This is a genomic window from Aestuariibius violaceus (assembly GCF_040779325.2).
GTDB classification, from domain to species: Bacteria; Pseudomonadota; Alphaproteobacteria; order Rhodobacterales; family Rhodobacteraceae; genus Aestuariibius; species Aestuariibius violaceus.
On record NZ_JBFONT020000001.1, the window covers coordinates 438,387 to 456,862 of the forward strand.

Here is an 18,476-nt window from a genome sequence, read left to right on the forward strand (position 1 = left end):
GCCCAACGGGGACGTGAGGTGAGGCTGTGCCGAAAGAACTCTGGACGCGACGGCAGCGTCGTTTCATACGTTTTCCGGTCTTTTTCGGCACTGTTGGCGGACATCATGTACTGGATTGCCCTTCTTCTCACGGTCCTAGCCGTTCTTTCGCCTTTCGCCGCCCAAGCGACACCGACCCAGATGATGTTACTGAACCTCGACTGCCAGAACGGTGACGAGGACGCCTGCGATGCGTTGCTGCTATCAGGACAGACCTTTGGCGGCTATTTCACTGCGCCCCACGAGCCGCAATCGGTCGCGGATCATCTTACGGCCCTGCGTCCGGACTGCGACGCTGGCAACATGAAGGCATGTGGTATCCTGGGCGATCTGGTTCTGCTTCAGAACCCAATGGACAATCCCGAGGGATATGCGCTGTTGGCGAGGGCCTGCGATGGCGGGGAGGCGCTGGCTTGCGCGCGATTGGCATACCTGACGCAACTATTGCCCTACTCTGTCGGGCCCAACTACATCTCGTTCTACGAAGAGCAGGCAGAGGTTTGCGCGACGGGCAATCCATCGGCCTGCACAACACAGGCGCGGCTGAATGCCCTGCTGCCCGACGTTTTGCCTGATGAAGAGATCTGGCGCGGACAGCTTGAAACCGCCTGCGATGCCGATCTCGGACGGGCATGCGTGATCCTGTCCTACATGCTGAGCGAGGACGGATTGTGGGAATACAAGCAGCTTGACCCCGGCCTTGAAGCCTCAAGTCGGAGCAACGCGCGGCGGGCGCTGAGCTACGCGCGGAAGGCCTGCGATCTTGGCAATCCCGTCGGATGCTGGAATGCCGGTTTGGCCTACGACGACGGCAACGGGGCCCGCACAGACTGGGAGCGGGCGCAGCATCACTACGTTCTGGCCTGCCAGGGCGGCTACGATCCCGGATGCGAAGAGATCAACTATGAAAGCTTCTGGAGGGCGTCCGATCCATTGCGTACCTTGGAGAGCGCCTGCGGTCGCGGGGATTTCAGCGCCTGCCATCTGGCATCAGAAAAACGACACGCACCAATCAGCATCACGGATATGAGCGATGCCGACAGAGAGCGGATGACGCGGTATTCGTCAGAGATGACCGAGATCTGCGAGATGGGGTCGCTGCGGGCCTGTTCCGTTGCGGGATCGCTCTTCCGAGGCCTGGGACGGCTGGAGGAGGCCGAGCGATACGCGGCGGCGGCCTGCGCGCTTGGCGATCAGCACGGCTGCCTTGCGGCCGGAAATATCTGGAAGCTGGATCGGACCGATCCAGGGCACCACGAACAGGCAATCGGATACTATCAGATGGCCTGCGACCTGGAGAATTGGGCCGCCTGTAACAACCTGGGCGACTCCTACAGGCGCGGTCTGGGGGTAGAGGCAAACACCGGGCGGGCCACCCGGCTTTTTACGCTGGCCTGCACAAACGGCCTTGCGCTTGGGTGCCGGAACGCGGCCAACCTGATCGGAGAAACCGATATCGATAAGGCTCTGCCCTTCCGTGAACGGGCCTGCGAACTGCACCCGCCCTATTGTTCCGAGTGGGATTGACTAGCGCCCGAACAGGCCCCGCACGGTGCCGTCCTGGCCGCCTTCCGGCGAGGGCGGGGCGGAGGGGACGAGGATGCCGGCGCGGCGGAAGCGTTCGAGCTCGGCATAGGCGTCGAGCGTGAAGGTTTCGTAGAGCGTGTAGTAGCGGTTGCGCGACAGGAGGCGGAGGCCGGGACGGCGGGTGCGGAAGTCGGCATCGGCCTGGGCAAGCTCGGCGCGGATGTTGGGGTTGACGCCGAAACGGCCGGTGCCTGAGATCAGCGCGGCGTCGGCAGACGGGATCGGGGCGCCACGGCCTGCATTCGGCACGCCGCCAAGCGCAGCGACGGCATCGGCGCGCGGCGTCGGGTCGGTGCGGTTGGGCGCGCCGGGGCGCGGTGGCGGCAGGGCGGCAAGCTGGTCCGGGATGACGAGCGGCTTCGACGGCAGAACCGCGAATTCATCGGGGCCTTCGGTGCGGGTATAGGCCTCGTGCAGGCCGCGATTGCCCCCGCCGCAGGCGGCGAGGGTGGCGATCAGGCCCGCGAGGACCGTGAAGCGGAATGGGCGCATCGTCATCATCGGCCACCTTCTAGCAACGCGCGCGCCCGGCGTCACGCATCGTTCTCGCCCTTGGCGGGCTTCTTTTTCGTATCGTCGCCCGCCAGGAAGGCGATCCCGATGGCGCCCGCGAAGATCGCGATATCGGCGACATTGAAGACGAACGGGTTGTTGATGCCGCAGCAGGACATATTCAGGAAGTCGAGCACGTAACCGTAGAGCACCCGGTCGAGCACGTTGCCGAGCGCACCGCCGACGAGCAGCCCGGCGCTGATCCGGATGAGCAGCGGTTGCGGCCGGCGGATCAGCCAGATCGTGACGGCGACGCAGATGATCACCGCGACCGCGATCAGGAACCATGGGCCCAGGCCGTCGCCCAGGCCGAAATTGATTCCCCTGTTTTCGCCGTACCGGAAGGTCAGCAGCGGCGGCAGGACCGGGATCGTGTTGACCAGCGGCAGGTTCATCAGGTGGATGACGTAATACTTGCTCGCCTGGTCGGCGATGAAAGCAAGCACGGCGCTGAGGAGGAAGGGGCGCATCATCTCTCAGTGCCGGAAGTGGCGCATGCCGGTGAAAACCATGGCAAGCCCGGCCTCGTCAGCGGCGGCGATGACCTCGTCGTCGCGCATGGAGCCGCCGGGCTGGATGATCGCGGTCGCCCCGGCCTCGGCCGCGGTCAGAAGGCCGTCGGCGAAGGGAAAGAACGCGTCTGAGGCGAGGACGGCGCCTTTGGCAGGACTGTCCGCGAGGCCCAGCGCCTCGGCCATGTCGGCGGCCTTGCGGGCGGCGATGCGGGAGCTGTCGACGCGGCTCATCTGGCCCGCGCCGATGCCGACGGTCGCGCCGCCCTTGGCGTAGACGATGGCGTTCGACTTGACGTGCTTGGCGACGCGCCACGCGAAGAGCAGATCGGCGAGCTCGGCTTCAGTCGGTGCGCGTTTGGTGACCGTCTTGAGGTCGGCCTGGGTGATCCGCCCGGTATCGCGGTCCTGGACGAGGAAGCCGCCCGCGACCGGTTTGACGAGCCGCCCGGGCGCGGCGGGGTCGGCCATGGCGCCGGTCGTCAGCAGGCGGAGGTTCTTCTTGGCGGCAAAGATCTCGGCCGTGCCGGGGGTCAGATCGGGGGCCACGACGACCTCGGTAAAGATCTCGGTCATTGCCTGCGCCGTCTCGGGGTCGAGCGGGCGGTTGACGGCGATGATGCCGCCGAAGGCGCTGGTGCGGTCGCAGTCGAAGGCCGCGCGGTAGGCCTCAAAGATCGTCTCGCCCGTCGCGACGCCGCAGGGGTTCGCGTGCTTGATGATGGCGCAGGCCGGGGTGTCGAATTCCGAGACCAGCTCGAACGCGGCATCGGTATCGGCCACGTTGTTGTAGCTCAGCGCCTTGCCCTGGTGCTGGCGGGCCGTGGCGACGCCGGGGCGGGCAGCGCCGTCGGTGTAGAAGGCGGCCTTCTGGTGCGGGTTCTCGCCATAGCGCATTTCGGCCGACAGCGTTCCGGCGAAGGCGCGGCGGCGCGGCGCCTCATCGCCCAGCGCGTCGGCCATCCAGGCAGAAATCGCGGCGTCATAGGCCGCCGTGCGGGCATAGGCATTGGCGGCGAGGCGGCGGCGGAAGGCCTGCGTGGTGCCGCCATTTTCGCGCAGTTCGGTCAGCAGCGCCTCGTAATCCTCGACATCGGTGACGACGGCGACGTGATCGTGGTTCTTGGACGCCGCGCGGATCATCGCGGGGCCGCCGATATCGATATTCTCGATGCACTCGTCCCAATCGGCGCCCGAGGCCACCGTCTGCTCAAACGGGTAGAGGTTTACGACAAGCAGATCGATCGGCGCGATGCCGTGATCCTCCATCGCCTTCTGGTGGTCGGCGTTGTCGCGCAAGGCCAGAAGCCCGCCATGCACCCCGGGATGCAGCGTCTTGACCCGGCCATCCATCATCTCGGGGAAGCCCGTCAGATCGGACACGTCCCGCACGTCCAGCCCTGCGTCCCGCAACGCGGCGGCCGTCCCGCCGGTCGAGACCAGCTCGACCCCATGCTCGGCCAACGCCCGGCCAAGACCTTTGAGGCCCGTCTTGTCGGACACCGACAGCAGCGCGCGGCGGATTGGGGTCGTGTCACTCATGATCTTCGTCGTCCTCCGCCTCGATGGCCAGATCCCGGATCGCATCCGGCGTCTGCTGCGCCTTGGCAAGCGACCACCGGACGCGGGTCGCATAGGACATCGCGCGGCCGGACAAAACCACCTGTTGCGCAGAACGCGGCTTCAGGCGGGTTTTTTGCAGATAGGCGGAGGGTTCGATGGTCAGATCGGTGAAGCCATCGGCGCGGAGGATCCAGACCTCACCGCTTTTCAGCGCGATCGAGGCGCTGGCCCCGCCGGGGTCGGCGGCGACGCGGGCATCGGGGTGGAGGTGGAAGCGGATGGTGAAGGCGATGCCGTTGAGGTCTTGGCCGGCGATCACCCGTTCAAAGCGTTTCTCGTCGGCCGGATCGAGGGTGGTCAGCAGGTCTTCGCCCGCCAGGCCGCGGCCGTCGATGGTCAGCTCCAACGTGCGGGCGTGGATCAGTCCGTGGCTTGCGCGATAGCCGTCATGGGCGACCTCGAACCGGTGACCGTCGCGGATGCGGGCGCGGTCGGTCGGCACGTCGCGCGGGCCGTCGACCATCAGCTCGGCCCCGCCGCGGCGGGCAAGACGGCCGGAGGAGAGACCTTCGAGACAGAGCGTCGAATGCGACGGCGTGGCGCGCCCGGCCCGATGCCAGGTGGCGCCGAAGGTGCGCCCGGGGCCGCAATTGACGATCAGCGGACGACGACCCGACATGACCTCGATCGCGCAGCTGGAGGCGTGGGCGTCGGGGGAAACCGCGCCCATCGGCGGTGGGGCGGCATCGACGATGACATGGGTGCGGCCCGCGCTCAGGTGACCATAGCCCATATGAAGCCCCTCGCCCGGCCGGGTGCGGATGCCGGACGCGGCCAGCACCTCGTCCAGCCGTCCTTCGGGGCCCGCATCGCCGCCGTGGAACCGGGCGAGGCTGCCGTCAGGATGGCGCAGCGCGCGGAGCGTCGGCGCGATACGTTCGAGGGCCGCCTGGTGTTCCGGGCCCGGCTTGGCCTCGCAATCGGCCAGCGCGGCGGCGGCCCAGCTGAGCAGGCTGAAGACGTCGAGCAACTCTTCGGGATTGCGGGAGGGCAGGCCGCCTTCGCTGTCGATCCGGGCGGCGCATTCCCGGTCGAGACCGGCGGAGGCGGCGGCGCGGTGCCGGTCCATCCCGTCGAGGGAGAGTGAGGCGTAGAGCAGGCCCGTCAGCGCTTCGAACCGGGGCAGGCCCGGCGGGGCGGCACGCCAGCGGCGGGCGACGAAGGCCGTCTGGCGGGACAGGGTGGCGAAAAGCGCGTCGGATCCCTCCTTGGTCTGCTTCCGCAAGAGGAGCGGCGCGTGCTGGGTCAGCCGGATCAGCCGCCGCCCCGCCAAAGCAGGCGTCCAGCCGGGGCCGGTGCCGTTGCCGAAGCGCTCGGCCCAGTCGGCGGTCCAGGCCTGCGCCGTCTTGCGCGCGGGCGCATCGCCCAGGGCCGCGAGATCGTCGAGCCAGAAGAAGCTGTGCAACGCATCCTCGAAGGCGTCGGTGGGGGGCGTGATGTTCCAGGGCGATTGGGCTCCGAGTTCCACCAGGTGGCCCGCATAGAGGACATTGCCCGCCACGAACTGCCGCCCTCGTGCGACGTCGCCGATGGCCCGCGGCTCGGGCTGGGAGACGAAGCGCCGGGCTGTGTGCGACAGGCCGGACAGCCGGGCATTGGCCCGGTTGAGCCACTTGTCCTGCCGCGCCCGCCAGCCGTTGCGATGGGGAGCTGCCACTGTCGCGCCTCGCCCGGGCGGCGTGGTCGCCGCCTCGTCCTTGGTGTTGTTGCGATGGATGATAGCCGTGGGGCGCGCTGCTGTCACCGGAAGATGCCTAATCGGTGCGGCGCAGGCAGGCGATGTAGAACCCGTCCCAGCCGCCTTCCATCGGAGCGCGGTCAGGGCGCAGGCGCAGGCCGCCTTCCTCGGTGATCCAGTTGGGGTAGATGCCGGGAAGCGTCAGGGCGTCGCGGTCGGCCCTCAGGGCCGGGTGGCGGGCCAGCGCCTCTTCGATCTGGACCTCGCCCTCGTCGGGCAGGAGAGAGCAGGTGCAGAAGACCAGCCGCCCGCCGGGATCCAGCAGGGTGACGGCGTGGTCGATAAGCTGCGCTTGCAGCGCGATGAGGCCCGCGAAATCGGAACCGTCCTTGGCATAGGGCAGGTCGGGATGGCGCCGGATCGTGCCGGTCGCCGAACAGGGCGCGTCGAGGAGGATCGCCGGGGCGGTTTCCGTGACCTCCAGCGCGTCGGCGGTCAGGATGCGGGCGGAGAGGCCGGTACGGGCCAGGTTTTCGGTCAGCCGGGTCAGGCGGTCGGCGGATTTGTCGACGGCCAGCACATCGGCCCCCGCGGCGGCGAGTTGCAGCGTCTTGCCCCCCGGCGCGGCGCACAGGTCGATGACCTTCTCGCCCGTCGCGGGGGCGAGGATGCGAGCCGGCAGCGCAGCGGCGGCATCTTGCACCCACCACTCGCCCTCGACAAAGCCGGGAAGCGTGCTGACCTGCCCGGGGTCGGTCAGGCGGACGGAGCCGGTGGGCAGGAGCGTTCCGCCGAGTTTCTGGGCCAGCAGTGCCGGATCACCCTTGGCGGTCAGGTCGAGCGGCGCGCCAGCGGCGTGGGCCGCCTCCATCGCTGCGACGCCGCGCTTGCCATAGGCGGCGACCAGCGGGTCGCGCAGCCAGCGGGGCAGGCGGGCGGGGGGCCGCGTTCGCCATGCCTCCGGATCGGCCTTGCGCAGCACGGCATTGACCAGCCCCTTGGCGGGCCGGGTGCGGCGGCCCCGGTTCGCGATCTCGACGCAGGCATCGACGACAGCGTGGGAGGCGGCACCCTCTTCGCAGATTTCGACAAGGCCGAGGCGCAGGATGTTGCGAATCTCGGGCGGCGGGGCCTTGCGCAGGAACGGTTTCAGCGCCCGGTCGGCCTTTTCCAGATGGCGAAGCGTGGCGGTGGCCAGCCGCTGAGCCCGCGCCCGGTCCTCCGGCGGGAGCGCGGCAAGTGCCCCGGCACCGATCAGTTCGGAAAGAAGGCGCCCATCCGCGGTCACGCCGTTCAGAAGCCGCATCGCAGCGGAACGGGCAGCGAGCCCCGGTTTTTGCGGTTTGCCGGTCATCGGCGCCTTCTAGGGACCCAGGCGAGCAAGGGAAAGGGCGGTCAAACCGCCGCTTTGCTGCCCGCCGCCACTTGGCCTATATGGATAACGACAGGAGTGACCGATGACCGAAACCGACCGCAAGGACCTGCCCCCCGCCGCACAACGCGCCTTGGCCGAAGCCGAGGAACGCCGGCGCAAGCAGGCCGCGCTTGAGCTGCCGCCAGAACTTGGCGGGCGCGACGGACCGGAACCCGTTCGTTACGGAGATTGGGAGCGCAAGGGGATCGCCGTCGACTTCTGACCGGCGCGCCGCGTTACTCGATCCGGTAGGCCGCTGTCTGGCCAGCGCCGCTGCGCGCGGTCAGCAGGACTGTCCCGCCCTCGACCGCGACAGACTGGCAGTCCTGCTGCAGCAGGCGGCCACCCCAGCGCAGGTTCCAGCAGAGCATGCCGTCCTGCCAGTCCCAGTTGCCGGTCAGCTCGCGCCCGGAGGCGGTGCCGCTGACGCTGCCATCGGACCGGACGGTAAAGCGCTGCAGCTGACGCGACAGCGTACGGTCGCCCACGGCGCTCACAAACGCTGCGCGGTCGGATATGATCTGTTCGGCCATCGCGGGTGCCGCCATGGCCATCGTGAGGAGTCCAGCAAGGACAGACCGTATCATGGTCATCTCCAATCATTCGCAAAAGGTAATATAGTTTGCTTCAATGAGGTTTCCGATAGAGCCTCTGCAGAAATTAATCAACAAAAATGCACGCTTGCCTATCGCATCAGCGCAGACCCAGCACATCGATCATATCATACTCGCCCGGCGGCTGGGTTTGCCCCCAAAGCGCGGCCTTGACGGCACCACGGGCGAAAATACCCCGGTCATCGGCCTTGTGGCGCAGGATGACGCGCTCTCCGGGACCTGCGAAGACGACGTCGTGTTCGCCGATGATGTCGCCGCCGCGGATGGCGGAAAACCCGATGGCTCCACGCCGCCGCGCCCCGGTCATCCCGTCGCGCCCCCGGTCGGATACGTCATGCAGCGCCACGCCGCGCCCCGCCGCCGCGGCCTCGCCCAGCATCAGCGCGGTGCCGGAGGGCGCGTCGACCTTGCGGTTGTGATGCGCCTCGACCACCTCGATATCGTAGTCCTCGTCCAGCGCCGCGGCGACCTGACGGACCAGTTGCGTGAGCAGATTAACCCCGAGCGACATGTTCCCCGCCCGCACGATCGGCGCGTGCCGCGCGGCGGCAGAGAGCTTTTGCAGGTCCTCCGGTGCGAACCCCGTCGTCCCGATTACATGGACGGCACGCGCCTGGGCGGCGAGCCCCGCATAATCCACCGTCGCCTCGGGCGTGGTGAAGTCGATCACCGCCTGCGCCGTAGCGAAGGCCTCGACCGCATCGTCGGTGACAGTCACGCCCAGATCCGCGCCGCCCATCGCCGCGCCCGCGTCACGGCCGACCCAGTCGTGCCCCGGCCGGACCAGCACCGCAGACAGGGCCACTCCCTCGGCTGCCGCAACCTCCCGGATCAGCATCCGGCCCATCCGGCCCGCGCCGCCAGCCACCACGATATTGACCATCACCGGGCCCTCCTTTCCGGCGGCTTTAGACCGGCGGGCGGGCGAAGGCCAAGCCCCGGCTTGGCAATCCGGCCCGAATGGGTCTAGACCGGGGCCGTGGCACGACACCGGCATCACGAGGGCGCAGGCCCTTCCCAACGGCAGCTTCGCGTGGGCGAACTGATCCGGCGGACCCTGTCCGACGTCCTGAACCGCGGCGATATCCACGACCCCGAGCTGAACGCAATGTCGATCACCGTGGGCGAGGTCCAGACGTCGCCCGACCTGAAGGTGGCGGTGGCCTATGTCCTGCCCCTCGGCGGTCAGGGCCGGGAGGAAGCGCTGGAGGCGCTGCGGCGGAACAAGCACGAGCTGCGGCGCGCCGTGTCGAAAGCGGTGACGCTGAAATACTCGCCCGAACTGCGGTTCCGCATCGACGAAACCTTCGACCGCCTCGACGACACGCGCCGCCTGTTCTCGGAAGAAAAAGTGCGCCGCGACGTGGAGGCGCCGGACGAATGATCCGCCTGGCCGTGGTGCTCTGCTGCCTGGCCCTGCCGGCGGCGGCGGTCGACTGCCGCGATACGACGTTCGAAGGCGTCTCGATGACGCTCTGCGAGGTTGATCCGGCGGCGGACCGCCTGCAGCTTTTCCTCTATGACGGCGAGGGCCAGCCGTTTGGCCATTTCGGCACCCTGGCCGAAGCGCTGGCGCAAGAGATCCCGTTTGCGATGAATGCCGGCATGTATCACGCCGACCGCGCCCCCGTGGGCCACTATGTCGAAGATGGCGAAGAGGTGATGCGGGTCATCACCACGGACGGCCCCGGCAATTTCGGCCTTCTGCCGAACGGCATCCTCTGCCTGTCGGGCGGCGCGGCCCGCGTCTACGAGACCGCGCGCTACGTGACAGAGGCGCCCGCCTGCCACAGCGCCACCCAGTCGGGGCCTATGCTGGTGATCGACGGCGCCCTGCATCCGCGTTTCCTGCCGGCCTCCGACAGCCTCTATATCCGCAACGGTGTCGGCACGACCGAAAACGGCGATCGGGCCGTCTTCGTGATCTCCAACGATCCGGTCAACTTCCACACCTTCGGCCGCTTCTTCCGTGACGTGCTAGAGCTGCCCCAGGCGCTCTATTTCGATGGCAACATCTCGCGGCTCCACGCGCCGCAGCTGGAGCGGTCGGATTTCGGCCGCCCGATGGGACCGATCATCGCCGTCACCGATTGACGGCGCGCCCCGTCAGAGGCTAAGCCGCGCCCCTCACCGAAGGAGGCAAGGATGGCCAAGCGCCGCAAGGGACGCGACATTTCCGGCTGGCTGATCGTGGACAAGCCCGCGGGGCCGACCTCGACGGCCGTCGTCAACAAGGTGCGCTGGGCGTTTGACGCGAAGAAGGCAGGCCATGCGGGCACGCTCGACCCGGCGGCGACGGGGCTGCTGGCCGTGGCGCTGGGGGAGGCGACCAAGACGATCCCCTATGTCACCGATGCCGACAAGGCCTACCGATTCACGATCCGCTGGGGCGCCGCCACCAATACCGACGATGCCGAGGGAGAGGTCATCGCCACCGCCGACACACGCCCGACCGACGATCAGATCCGCGCGGCCCTTCCATCCTTCACCGGCGACATCCTGCAGGTGCCGCCGAAATTCTCCGCCGTGAAGATCGACGGCGAGCGCGCCTATGCGCTGGCCCGCGACGACGAAAAGTTCGAGATCGCTGCCCGCCCGCTCCACGTCGCCGCTCTCCAGCTGATCGACCGCCCCGATCCCGACCACGCCGTGCTCGAGATGACCTGCGGCAAGGGCGGCTATGTCCGCTCCATCGCCCGCGATCTGGGAGAAACCCTCGGCTGCCTCGGCCACGTCACAGAGCTCCGCCGCCTCTGGTCCGGCCCCTTCGACCTTGAGGACGCAGTCCCTTTCACCACCATCGAGGACGAGGCCCGCACAGAGGCCCTCGATTCCCGCCTCCTCCCGGTCGCGACCGCGCTCGCCGACCTGCCCGAACTCCCCTGTTCCGAGCTCGCCGCTGCCCGCCTGCGCAACGGCAACCCGGCCGAGGTCCTCTCCTCCACCGCAGAGTTCGGCGACACCGCCTGGGCCTCCCACAAGGGCACGCCCATCGCCATCGGCACCTATCGCGCCGGCAGCCTCCACCCCGCCCGCGTCCTCAATCTCTGACCTGCCCGCTTCATCTGGCCCTAAATACTCAAATCCGACGGCGCCGCCGTCCCAGACCCCAGACCAAAGGGGCTCACCGCTCCACCCGTCCCAAAAAGGACTTGCCGCGCCAGCGGCGCCGTTTGACAACACCCCCATGATCACCCGCACCCACGTCAAGGACGACGCCCCGTCGGAGGCCACCTATTCCCCCTGCGAACGCTACCGCTACGCGCTCACCCGCATCTGGGACCCGGGCGGCACCAAGGTGCTCTTCGTCATGTTGAACCCCTCGACCGCGACCGAAGTCCAGAATGACCCCACGGTCGAGCGCTGCGAGCGTCGGGCCAGAGCCCTCGGCTTCGGCGCCTTCCGGGTCTGCAACATCTTCGCCTGGCGCAGCACCGATCCCAAGGCGCTCTACCGGACGGAGGATCCCGTCGGTCCCCTCAACGACACTGCCATCCTCGACGGCGCCGCCTGGGCCGACAGCATCGTCGCCGCCTGGGGCACCCATGGTGCCCACCTGAACCGCGGCCCGCAGGTCGAAACGCTCCTCCGCGCCGCGGGCCACACCCTCACCCATCTCGGCCTCAGCAAGGCAGGCCATCCCAAGCACCCGCTTTACATCTCCTACGCCCAGCAGCCCGAGCCTTGGCTCCCATGATCGACGGCTTCACCGAAACCCGCATCGACACCGGCGACGTCACGCTTTCGGTTCACCGTGCGGGGCAGGGCCATCCCCTCATCCTCCTCCACGGCTACCCGCAAAACCACCATTGCTGGGCCAGGGTCGCGCCCGCCTTCGCCGAGCATTTCGATACCATCATCCCCGATCTCCGCGGCTATGGCGCCTCCGATGCCCCACCGGACGATCCCGATCACACCGTCTATTTCAAAAGACGAATGGCCGAGGACATCATCGGCCTGATGGACACGCTGAACCTCGACCGCGCCCATATCCTCGGCCACGACCGTGGCGCGCGCGTCACCTACCGCCTCGCCCTCGACCACCCCCGCCGGATCGCCCACATGGGCATCATCGAGATCGTGCCCACCGGCGACTTCTGGGCCGCCTGGAATGCGGACCTCGCCATGGCCGCCTATCACTGGACCTTCCTCGCCCAGCCGCATCCGCTCCCTGAAACGCTGATCGCCGCCGACCCGGAAGGCTATATCGACCACACGCTGAAAAGCTGGACGCTTGCCAAGGACCTCTCCGCGTTCCGGCCCGAGGCGCTGGCCAGCTACCGCGCCCAGGCGGCCGATCCGGCCCGGCTCCACGCCATGTGCGCCGATTACCGCGCCGGCGCCACGACCGACCGCCGCATCGACGAGGCCGAGACGGCCCAGATCGCCGCCCCCACCATGTTCCTCTATGCCGAGGCGGGCTTCCCCGCCCGCTCCGGTGACCCCGCGGCGCTCTGGTCCCGCTGGTGCGCAGACCTGCAGACCGCCTCCTGCCGCTCGGGCCATTTCGCGATGGAGGAGAACCCGGAGGCCGTGACCCGCACCTTCCTCCCTTTCTTCCGCGCCCGTTAACCTTCCTGAACGAATTCAGACCGATAGCGGACATGTTCGTGTTATGTTCGTGCTCCAGACAATGATGGAGCGGTGTCATGCTTGCCATGCTGCTAGGCGTCACCGGCGCGCTGGTCGCCGGTGTGTTCATATCCGACAACTTCTCTTCCGACAGCGAAGAGGAGGCAGCGGATACGCAGCCTGAGGACAAGGCGCAGACGGACGATGAGCACGCGCCGGTCCAGATCATTGACGTCGCCGACGAGGAGGTGCCGGACGACGACCCCGCCATCACGGAGCTGACAGAGGAGCGCGACATCCATTTCGGCGAGGATCACGGCGAGATCATCCATGGCCTCGGCGGCGACGATCATATCGAAGGCGAAGGTGGCGACGACCGGATCCTTGGCGGGATGGGTGACGACGCGCTCCACGGCAAAGACGGCGACGACGTGCTGGTGGGCGGCGACGGCGACGACGCCCTCTTCGGCCATAACGACGACGACACGATCAGCGGCGAAGCAGGCAATGACCGGCTGACCGGCGGCGGCGGCAACGACACGCTGGACGGCGGTACGGGCCACGACCGGTTGGAAGGCAAGGGCGGGAATGACCGGCTGACCGGCGGCGCTGGCCTGGATACCCTCTTCGGCGGGACCGGCGCGGACATCCTGGATGGCCGCGATGGGGAGGATGACTTCCTCAATGGCGGCGATGGCGACGACACCTTGATCGGCGACGCTGGCGACATGCTCCATGGCGGCGCCGGTGCGGATACCTTCGTTCTGGCAGGCGACGAGGCGGATTTGCCCGACACCCCGGCACCCACGACGATCTCCGACTACGATGGGGAGATCGACCGGATCGTGATCATGCTCGATCCCGGCAGCGTACCGCCGGTGGTGGAACTGCACCCCTCCGAGACGGGAACCGACCTGCATCTTGACGGCCAACTCGCGGCCCGCATCGTCGATGCCATCGCCATGGATCCCGACGAGATCGAGTTCGTCACGTCGGAAACCCTGCCCGCCGCCTGATCCCCCTTCCCATCGGTTGGGAATCCTCCTATATGCGCGCTTCGCACACCGCCCCGGCCCTCCGGGGCGTTCTCCATGGGCCCTGCTGGACGACATCCCGGCTTGCGCCATAACCCTGAACCCAAAGGAGCCCCCGATGTCGATTACTGCTGAAGAAAAAGAACGCGTCATGAAGGAATACGCGACCAAGGACGGTGACACCGGGTCGCCCGAAGTCCAGGTCGCCATCCTGTCGTCGCGCATCGCGACGCTGACCGAGCACTTCAAGATCCACAAGAAAGACAACCACGGCCGCCGCGGCCTGCTCAAGATGGTTGCTCAGCGCCGCAAGCTGCTGGACTACGTCAAGGACAAGGACGAAGCCCGCTACCAGGACCTGATCAAACGTCTCGGCCTGCGTCGCTGACGTCCGCCGAACCCGGTCTCCGGTGACAGGAAGGCGATACTTCCAGATCTATGGGGTGATCCTCGTTCTCGCGGGGGTCGCCTATTTCTTTCAGAAGGCGCTCGCCGCCACCGGCGGTACCTTCTTCTACACGCTCGACGATCCCTACATTCACCTGTCGCTCGCCGAAAACATCCGCGCGGGCCATTACGGGATCAATGTGGGTGAGGTCGCCTCGCCCTCCTCTTCGATCCTCTATCCGTTCCTCTTGGCCGGCCTGATGTTCCTCGGCGCGGGCAGCTGGGGGCCGCTGATCCTGAACCTTATCGGCGCAGCGGGTCTGGCCTGGGTCTTCGCGGGCCTCCTCTTCGACGCCTTCGCGGACGAGGGGGGGCAACTGACACGGCCGGACCCGATCGTCCTTCTTCCGTTCTCGTTTCTCGCGATCCACGCCTTCGGCCTGCCGCTCAACGGGATGGAGCACACTTTGCACGTCTGGGTGAGCCTGGCCATCGTCGCGGGTCTTCTGGCGCTGGACCGGCGGGACGGCGTGCCACTGGCCCTTGTCGTTGCGATCATCGCGGCGCCCCTTCTACGCTTCGAAGGCGCGGCCCTGGCCTTTGCCGCGATCGCCGTTCTCACCTGGCAGCGGCGATTTTCCGCGGCCGCGACAGCTGCTGTAGTGGTTATCGTATGCATCGCGAGCTATGTGGTGTCGATGTGGGCACTCGGCCTACCACCGTTGCCAAGCAGCGTGCTGACTAAGCATGAGACTGCTGCTGCTATACTCGGTGACGGATCAGTAAGTCCATTGCTACCGCTTTTTCTTCAGTTGTTCGTTGATCTGCAGGAACCTCAACCCACCCATCTATTGATTGCTATTTGTCTACTCGTCCTTGCAATCACCAGAACAAAAAAACACTCAAAAACTGAACGCGGCACCACTTTTGCGATTTCTATAGCTGCGGCGGCTCACTTTCTATTCGGTGATTATGGCTGGCGCGGGCGGTATGAGATCTACATTTTTGCCAGCTTGATCTCAATACTTTTCATTCTCTACAGGGACTTCTTTAAGCAAAATACGAGATTTCCTATATTGAAAACCACCGCAACCTGTTTGATAATTCTAACAGTTGGGTTTAGCAATATAATATATCTTTTCCAAACACCAGCAGCATCGCATAACATTTTTAATCAGCAGTATCAGATGCATCGATTTTCGACCGAATTCTATGATCGCCCAGTCGCCGCGAACGATATCGGATACCTATCTTATCAGAATGACGTCTATCTTCTAGACCTTTGGGGTCTGGGCTCTGAGCAAGCTCGTCAAATGCGCGCTGATGGAGATATGACTAGTGAGGAAATTGGTCAGATCACTATTAAGAATGGCATCGCTTATGCCATGGTCTATGAGGAATGGTTTTCTGGATCACTTCCAGAGAGTTGGTGTCGATTAGCAATTCTTGAGACTTCAAGAGTATCGGTCGCGATTGGAAGCGTTGTGTTTTATCTTATTGATATGACCGAAGAACAAGCGTTTCGCACAGCCCTCACCGAGTTCGAACCGACCCTTCCTGCCGCCGCCAACCTGACGATCTATCCGTCCTGCGACTCCTAATCGTGCACTAGGGAGTATATCAAGCTGAGGCAAGCAGGCTCTCAGCTTTCCGCCCTTGCACCCCCCAGCCGCCCCGGCGATGGTCGACGCGAAGGAGGGCCCCAGATGTTCGCTGCCACAAAGCTCATCATCATCACCGAGCGTATCCTGCTCGACAAGATCACCGCGCTGGTCGAGGAGATGGGGGCGACCGGCTATACCTATTCCGCCGTCGGCGGAAAGGGCAGCCGCGGCAAGCGGACCCAGTCGCGGGCCCATGTGTCGGGATTGCAGGCCAACGTGAAGATCGAGGTCGTCGTCTCGGGTCATGATGTGGCCGAAAAGATCGCCGAAGCGCTCGCCGCGCGGTTCTTCGAGCATTATTCCGGTATCGTCTATGTGGAGGCTGTCGAGATCCTCCGACCCGCCAAGTTCAGGGTAGAGTAAAGACGACCTCCGCCAGCGCGATGAACAGCGGGATACACACCCCAATGGCGATCGGTGTGCCGACGCTGGTCGACGCCCCGATATAGGCCGAGGGATTGGCCTCAGGGATGCCCGCACGCAGCGTTGGCGGGCCCGAGATGTCGGACGACGATGCGGCGAGCAGCGCCAGCAACACCACGCCGCCGGGGCTGAACCCGGTCGCCTGATGCAACAGATAACCGACCCCGAACGCGATCAGGCCGTGGGTGATCGGCGCGATGAACGCGTAGACGGCGTACCAATGGGCGACGCGCCGCAGCTCTGACAGGCGCTGCCACGCCTCGATTCCCATCACCAGCATCAGGACGGACAGTAAGCCCCGGAAGAGCGGATCGTAGAACGTCTCGAACACCCGTTCGGGCCGGGTCAGCAGGCCCAGGAGCAGCCCCAGAAGCAGCGCCGACAGGGCCGACCCGCGCAGGCTGTCCTTGACGATGAACCACGGCGTGACGGTGTTGCCGTCGGACTTCGCCTTGCCCATCCCGGCCAGCACGATGGCGAGGATCAGCGCGGGGATGTCCATGAAGGGATAAAGCGCGGGCACCCACGCCTCATACGCGATCCCGTCCGCCTCAAGCGCGACCATCGCCGCACCGAGGGTCGAAGCGCTGACCGCGCCGAACAGACCCGCCGTGGCGATCGCATCGGCCCGCGCGATCTTGGGCAACCGGGCGAGGGTTATCAGCCCCAGCAGCACGATCCCCACACCGATCCCCATCGCGGCAAGCGCGGGCAGGATCATATCCGCCGGGTCGCTTTCGCGGATCGTCATCCCGCCGTTCAGCCCGATCCGCATCAGCAGCATGAAGACCGCAAACTGATAGACAGCGTCGGGGATCGTCAGCCGTGATCCCATCGCCGCGATCAGCATCCCGCCGATGAGAAACGCGAGGGAAGGCGACTGGAACTGACCAAGGACACGCAACAGGAATTCGGCGATCAGATCCATGGTCTTCCTTTCAGCCTCACCGGATTGTCGTCGCGCCACCGTCCTTCAAAGCCCGGTCGGCCACAAGCCCGCTGTCGCCGATCAGCGCGGAGCCGGTTTCCTTTCGCCGGGGTCTTGGGCATCTAGGCAGCCATGAGCGCCTATAGCCGCCCCTTCGTCCTCTCCCTCGTCGTGGTTGGCATCTTGGTCATGGCGCAGACGATCCTGTCCTTCACCCTGCCGCTCTTGGCGTTCGACCTGAACGAGGCGGGCACCGATCTGTCGCTGATCCGTGGCGCGGCGTTCATCCCGAACATCCTCTTCGCCGTCTTCATCGGCGTCATCAACGACCGGATCCGCAAGCGCGTCAGCTTCAGGGCCTACACGGCGCTTCTGCTCCTCTCGCTGCTGGCCCTTTGGGTGGGCGTGCGGACAGACCACATCTCTGTCCCTGCGCTGATGGTCTTCATGATCGTGTTCAACGGCGTCGGCTATGCGCTGGGCAACGCGCACATGACGCTGATCCGCCTGACCGTGAGCCATGACCGGCTGTCGGATGCGACCGCGCTGGTCAGCGGCGTGCATGCCACGATCACGACCGTCGGCCCGGCGATCGGCGGCCTGGCCCTGCTCTGGCTGGGGCACGAGGGGGTGATCGGCGGGCTTTGCCTTCTGATGGCGCTCGCCTGCTTCGGCGCCGCCGCCGTCGCGCCCGAGGAAACTCTGCCGCAGCCTGCCCGGTTCTGGCCGTCGCTCGCCGAAGGCTGGCAGGTCTTCCGCGCGAACCGGGAGCTTGTGATGATGACCATCGTCGTCGTCATGACCAACGCCGCCGACGGGGCGTTTGCCGTCGCGCTCCTCCTCAAGCTGAAGGCGGACCTTCTGATCGACCCGTTCCGCATCGGCATCGTCCTTGCCTGCGCCGGGGCCGGGTCGGTCGTCGCGTCCCTCTACGCGGCAAAGATCCGCAGAAAGCTGGGCTATCGCACCGCATTCTTCTGGCCGATCTGGATGCTGGCGTTGACCTATCTTGCGGTCGCGGGAACCGATGCCTACCTGCTCCTCTGCCTGCTCAGCTTTGTCGAAGGAGCGCTCGCGCTTTTCTTCAACGTGGGCATCTGGTCCTACCGGCAGGAAACGGTCGAGGCCGCGCATATGGGCCGGGTCGCGGGCATCACCGGGGCGATCTTCAAGATCGGGATGCCGCCGGTCATCATCCTGGCCGGCATCCTCTCCGACACCGGCTGGCTGATCGCCGCCTTCGCGCTGGCCGCCGCCATCAACGCCGCCGCCGCGCTCTTCCTTGCCTATGTGGCGGGGTGGGGCTGGCCGCGGCGCCTGAAACCCGCCTGACCCCGCGACCCTTTGCCGGTTCCCATGGCAGGCAAAGTCATGTATGCGCGCAGAATCTGAGACGTGACGCCATGGCCCCGGCGTGAACGCAAAGGATAGGGGCCGGCGGCAATGGGG

At 66.3% G+C, this 18,476-nt stretch carries 20 protein-coding genes; 12 read left to right on the forward strand and 8 right to left on the reverse strand.

Going from position 1 to position 18,476, the window contains the following annotated elements:
• The first annotated feature begins 105 nt into the window (after positions 1 to 105).
• Positions 106 to 1,566, forward strand: a complete 1,461-nt coding sequence (locus AADZ90_RS02175; protein WP_367309403.1) for a tetratricopeptide repeat protein — start codon at positions 106 to 108, stop codon at positions 1,564 to 1,566.
• Here the strand turns inward: AADZ90_RS02175 and AADZ90_RS02180 are convergent, their stop codons facing one another.
• From AADZ90_RS02180 to AADZ90_RS02200, 5 genes are all read right to left on the reverse strand, one after another.
• On the reverse strand, positions 1,567 to 2,124 hold the full coding sequence (locus AADZ90_RS02180; RefSeq protein ID WP_367309402.1) for a DUF3035 domain-containing protein: 558 nt from the start codon (positions 2,122 to 2,124) through the stop codon (positions 1,567 to 1,569).
• Positions 2,125 to 2,159: 35 nt separating this feature from the next.
• Positions 2,160 to 2,648, reverse strand: a complete 489-nt coding sequence (gene lspA / locus AADZ90_RS02185; RefSeq protein WP_367309401.1) for a signal peptidase II — start codon at positions 2,646 to 2,648, stop codon at positions 2,160 to 2,162.
• A 6-nt stretch (positions 2,649 to 2,654) separates the two neighbouring features.
• On the reverse strand, positions 2,655 to 4,232 hold the full coding sequence (gene purH / locus AADZ90_RS02190; RefSeq protein ID WP_367309400.1) for a bifunctional phosphoribosylaminoimidazolecarboxamide formyltransferase/IMP cyclohydrolase: 1,578 nt from the start codon (positions 4,230 to 4,232) through the stop codon (positions 2,655 to 2,657).
• On the reverse strand, positions 4,225 to 5,970 hold the full coding sequence (locus tag AADZ90_RS02195; protein ID WP_411996963.1) for a heparinase II/III family protein: 1,746 nt from the start codon (positions 5,968 to 5,970) through the stop codon (positions 4,225 to 4,227). Before AADZ90_RS02195 ends, purH begins: the two co-directional genes overlap by 8 nt.
• Before the next feature lie 97 nt (positions 5,971 to 6,067).
• Entirely contained in the window at positions 6,068 to 7,345 is a 1,278-nt protein-coding gene (locus tag AADZ90_RS02200; protein ID WP_367309398.1) for an RsmB/NOP family class I SAM-dependent RNA methyltransferase, read from the reverse strand.
• Between the two features lie 103 nt (positions 7,346 to 7,448).
• Here AADZ90_RS02200 and AADZ90_RS02205 point away from each other — a divergent pair, with 103 nt between their 5' ends.
• Positions 7,449 to 7,628: a DUF1674 domain-containing protein gene (locus AADZ90_RS02205; RefSeq protein WP_367309397.1), complete on the forward strand. Its 180-nt coding sequence runs from the start codon at positions 7,449 to 7,451 to the stop codon at positions 7,626 to 7,628.
• 13 nt (positions 7,629 to 7,641) lie between these two features.
• Here the strand turns inward: AADZ90_RS02205 and AADZ90_RS02210 are convergent, their stop codons facing one another.
• Positions 7,642 to 7,992, reverse strand: a complete 351-nt coding sequence (locus AADZ90_RS02210) for a dihydrodipicolinate reductase (RefSeq protein ID WP_367309396.1) — start codon at positions 7,990 to 7,992, stop codon at positions 7,642 to 7,644.
• 106 nt (positions 7,993 to 8,098) lie between these two features.
• The gene (dapB, locus tag AADZ90_RS02215) at positions 8,099 to 8,902 is read right to left on the reverse strand and encodes a 4-hydroxy-tetrahydrodipicolinate reductase (RefSeq protein WP_367309573.1); all 804 of its coding nucleotides are present in this window, start codon (positions 8,900 to 8,902) and stop codon (positions 8,099 to 8,101) included.
• A gap of 96 nt (positions 8,903 to 8,998) precedes the next feature.
• Between dapB and rbfA the strand changes: the two genes are divergently transcribed.
• From rbfA to AADZ90_RS02260, 9 genes are all read left to right on the forward strand, one after another.
• Complete coding sequence (gene rbfA / locus AADZ90_RS02220) at positions 8,999 to 9,403, forward strand: 30S ribosome-binding factor RbfA (RefSeq protein ID WP_367309395.1); 405 nt, start codon at positions 8,999 to 9,001, stop codon at positions 9,401 to 9,403.
• Positions 9,400 to 10,113 (forward strand): phosphodiester glycosidase family protein, encoded by a 714-nt coding sequence (locus tag AADZ90_RS02225; RefSeq protein ID WP_367309394.1) that lies wholly within the window; start codon positions 9,400 to 9,402, stop codon positions 10,111 to 10,113. Before rbfA ends, AADZ90_RS02225 begins: the two co-directional genes overlap by 4 nt.
• A gap of 51 nt (positions 10,114 to 10,164) precedes the next feature.
• Positions 10,165 to 11,070, forward strand: a complete 906-nt coding sequence (gene truB / locus AADZ90_RS02230) for a tRNA pseudouridine(55) synthase TruB (protein WP_367309393.1) — start codon at positions 10,165 to 10,167, stop codon at positions 11,068 to 11,070.
• A gap of 136 nt (positions 11,071 to 11,206) precedes the next feature.
• Positions 11,207 to 11,716, forward strand: coding sequence for a DUF1643 domain-containing protein (locus tag AADZ90_RS02235; protein WP_367309392.1), 510 nt, complete (start codon positions 11,207 to 11,209; stop codon positions 11,714 to 11,716).
• Positions 11,713 to 12,591 carry an alpha/beta fold hydrolase gene (locus tag AADZ90_RS02240; RefSeq protein WP_367309391.1) on the forward strand — a complete coding sequence of 293 codons (879 nt, stop codon included), beginning with the start codon at positions 11,713 to 11,715 and terminating at the stop codon, positions 12,589 to 12,591. Before AADZ90_RS02235 ends, AADZ90_RS02240 begins: the two co-directional genes overlap by 4 nt.
• Positions 12,592 to 12,668: 77 nt before the next feature.
• Positions 12,669 to 13,607, forward strand: a complete 939-nt coding sequence (locus AADZ90_RS02245) for a calcium-binding protein (RefSeq protein WP_367309390.1) — start codon at positions 12,669 to 12,671, stop codon at positions 13,605 to 13,607.
• Positions 13,608 to 13,743: 136 nt separating this feature from the next.
• A complete protein-coding gene (gene rpsO, locus AADZ90_RS02250; RefSeq protein ID WP_367309389.1) occupies positions 13,744 to 14,013 on the forward strand; it encodes a 30S ribosomal protein S15 in 270 nt (89 codons plus the stop codon).
• Between the two features lie 55 nt (positions 14,014 to 14,068).
• Positions 14,069 to 15,613, forward strand: a complete 1,545-nt coding sequence (locus AADZ90_RS02255) for a DUF8728 domain-containing protein (protein WP_367309388.1) — start codon at positions 14,069 to 14,071, stop codon at positions 15,611 to 15,613.
• Between the two features lie 105 nt (positions 15,614 to 15,718).
• Positions 15,719 to 16,039, forward strand: coding sequence for a DUF3240 family protein (locus tag AADZ90_RS02260; RefSeq protein WP_367309387.1), 321 nt, complete (start codon positions 15,719 to 15,721; stop codon positions 16,037 to 16,039).
• On the opposite strand, the gene AADZ90_RS02265 is transcribed toward AADZ90_RS02260, so the two are convergent.
• Complete coding sequence (locus AADZ90_RS02265) at positions 16,026 to 17,027, reverse strand: sodium-dependent bicarbonate transport family permease (protein WP_367309386.1); 1,002 nt, start codon at positions 17,025 to 17,027, stop codon at positions 16,026 to 16,028. The genes AADZ90_RS02260 and AADZ90_RS02265 overlap by 14 nt on opposite strands.
• Before the next feature lie 132 nt (positions 17,028 to 17,159).
• Between AADZ90_RS02265 and AADZ90_RS02270 the strand changes: the two genes are divergently transcribed.
• Positions 17,160 to 18,359, forward strand: coding sequence for an MFS transporter (locus AADZ90_RS02270; RefSeq protein WP_367309385.1), 1,200 nt, complete (start codon positions 17,160 to 17,162; stop codon positions 18,357 to 18,359).
• The last annotated feature ends 117 nt before the right edge of the window (positions 18,360 to 18,476 follow it).

What these genes read in the sequence shown, in the direction of transcription:
- AADZ90_RS02265 (WP_367309386.1), bottom strand. Translation starts at nt 17,027, where the DNA reads ATGGATCTGATCGCCGAATTCCTGTTGCGTGTCCTTGGTCAGTTCCAG.
- AADZ90_RS02270 (WP_367309385.1), top strand. Translation starts at nt 17,160, where the DNA reads ATGAGCGCCTATAGCCGCCCCTTCGTCCTCTCCCTCGTCGTGGTTGGC.
- AADZ90_RS02200 (WP_367309398.1), bottom strand. Translation starts at nt 7,345, where the DNA reads ATGACCGGCAAACCGCAAAAACCGGGGCTCGCTGCCCGTTCCGCTGCG.
- truB (WP_367309393.1), top strand. Translation starts at nt 10,165, where the DNA reads ATGGCCAAGCGCCGCAAGGGACGCGACATTTCCGGCTGGCTGATCGTG.
- lspA (WP_367309401.1), bottom strand. Translation starts at nt 2,648, where the DNA reads ATGCGCCCCTTCCTCCTCAGCGCCGTGCTTGCTTTCATCGCCGACCAG.
- AADZ90_RS02205 (WP_367309397.1), top strand. Translation starts at nt 7,449, where the DNA reads ATGACCGAAACCGACCGCAAGGACCTGCCCCCCGCCGCACAACGCGCC.
- AADZ90_RS02245 (WP_367309390.1), top strand. Translation starts at nt 12,669, where the DNA reads ATGCTTGCCATGCTGCTAGGCGTCACCGGCGCGCTGGTCGCCGGTGTG.
- AADZ90_RS02235 (WP_367309392.1), top strand. Translation starts at nt 11,207, where the DNA reads ATGATCACCCGCACCCACGTCAAGGACGACGCCCCGTCGGAGGCCACC.
- rpsO (WP_367309389.1), top strand. Translation starts at nt 13,744, where the DNA reads ATGTCGATTACTGCTGAAGAAAAAGAACGCGTCATGAAGGAATACGCG.
- AADZ90_RS02175 (WP_367309403.1), top strand. Translation starts at nt 106, where the DNA reads ATGTACTGGATTGCCCTTCTTCTCACGGTCCTAGCCGTTCTTTCGCCT.
- AADZ90_RS02240 (WP_367309391.1), top strand. Translation starts at nt 11,713, where the DNA reads ATGATCGACGGCTTCACCGAAACCCGCATCGACACCGGCGACGTCACG.
- AADZ90_RS02210 (WP_367309396.1), bottom strand. Translation starts at nt 7,992, where the DNA reads ATGATACGGTCTGTCCTTGCTGGACTCCTCACGATGGCCATGGCGGCA.
- AADZ90_RS02260 (WP_367309387.1), top strand. Translation starts at nt 15,719, where the DNA reads ATGTTCGCTGCCACAAAGCTCATCATCATCACCGAGCGTATCCTGCTC.
- dapB (WP_367309573.1), bottom strand. Translation starts at nt 8,902, where the DNA reads ATGGTCAATATCGTGGTGGCTGGCGGCGCGGGCCGGATGGGCCGGATG.
- purH (WP_367309400.1), bottom strand. Translation starts at nt 4,232, where the DNA reads ATGAGTGACACGACCCCAATCCGCCGCGCGCTGCTGTCGGTGTCCGAC.
- AADZ90_RS02180 (WP_367309402.1), bottom strand. Translation starts at nt 2,124, where the DNA reads ATGACGATGCGCCCATTCCGCTTCACGGTCCTCGCGGGCCTGATCGCC.
- AADZ90_RS02225 (WP_367309394.1), top strand. Translation starts at nt 9,400, where the DNA reads ATGATCCGCCTGGCCGTGGTGCTCTGCTGCCTGGCCCTGCCGGCGGCG.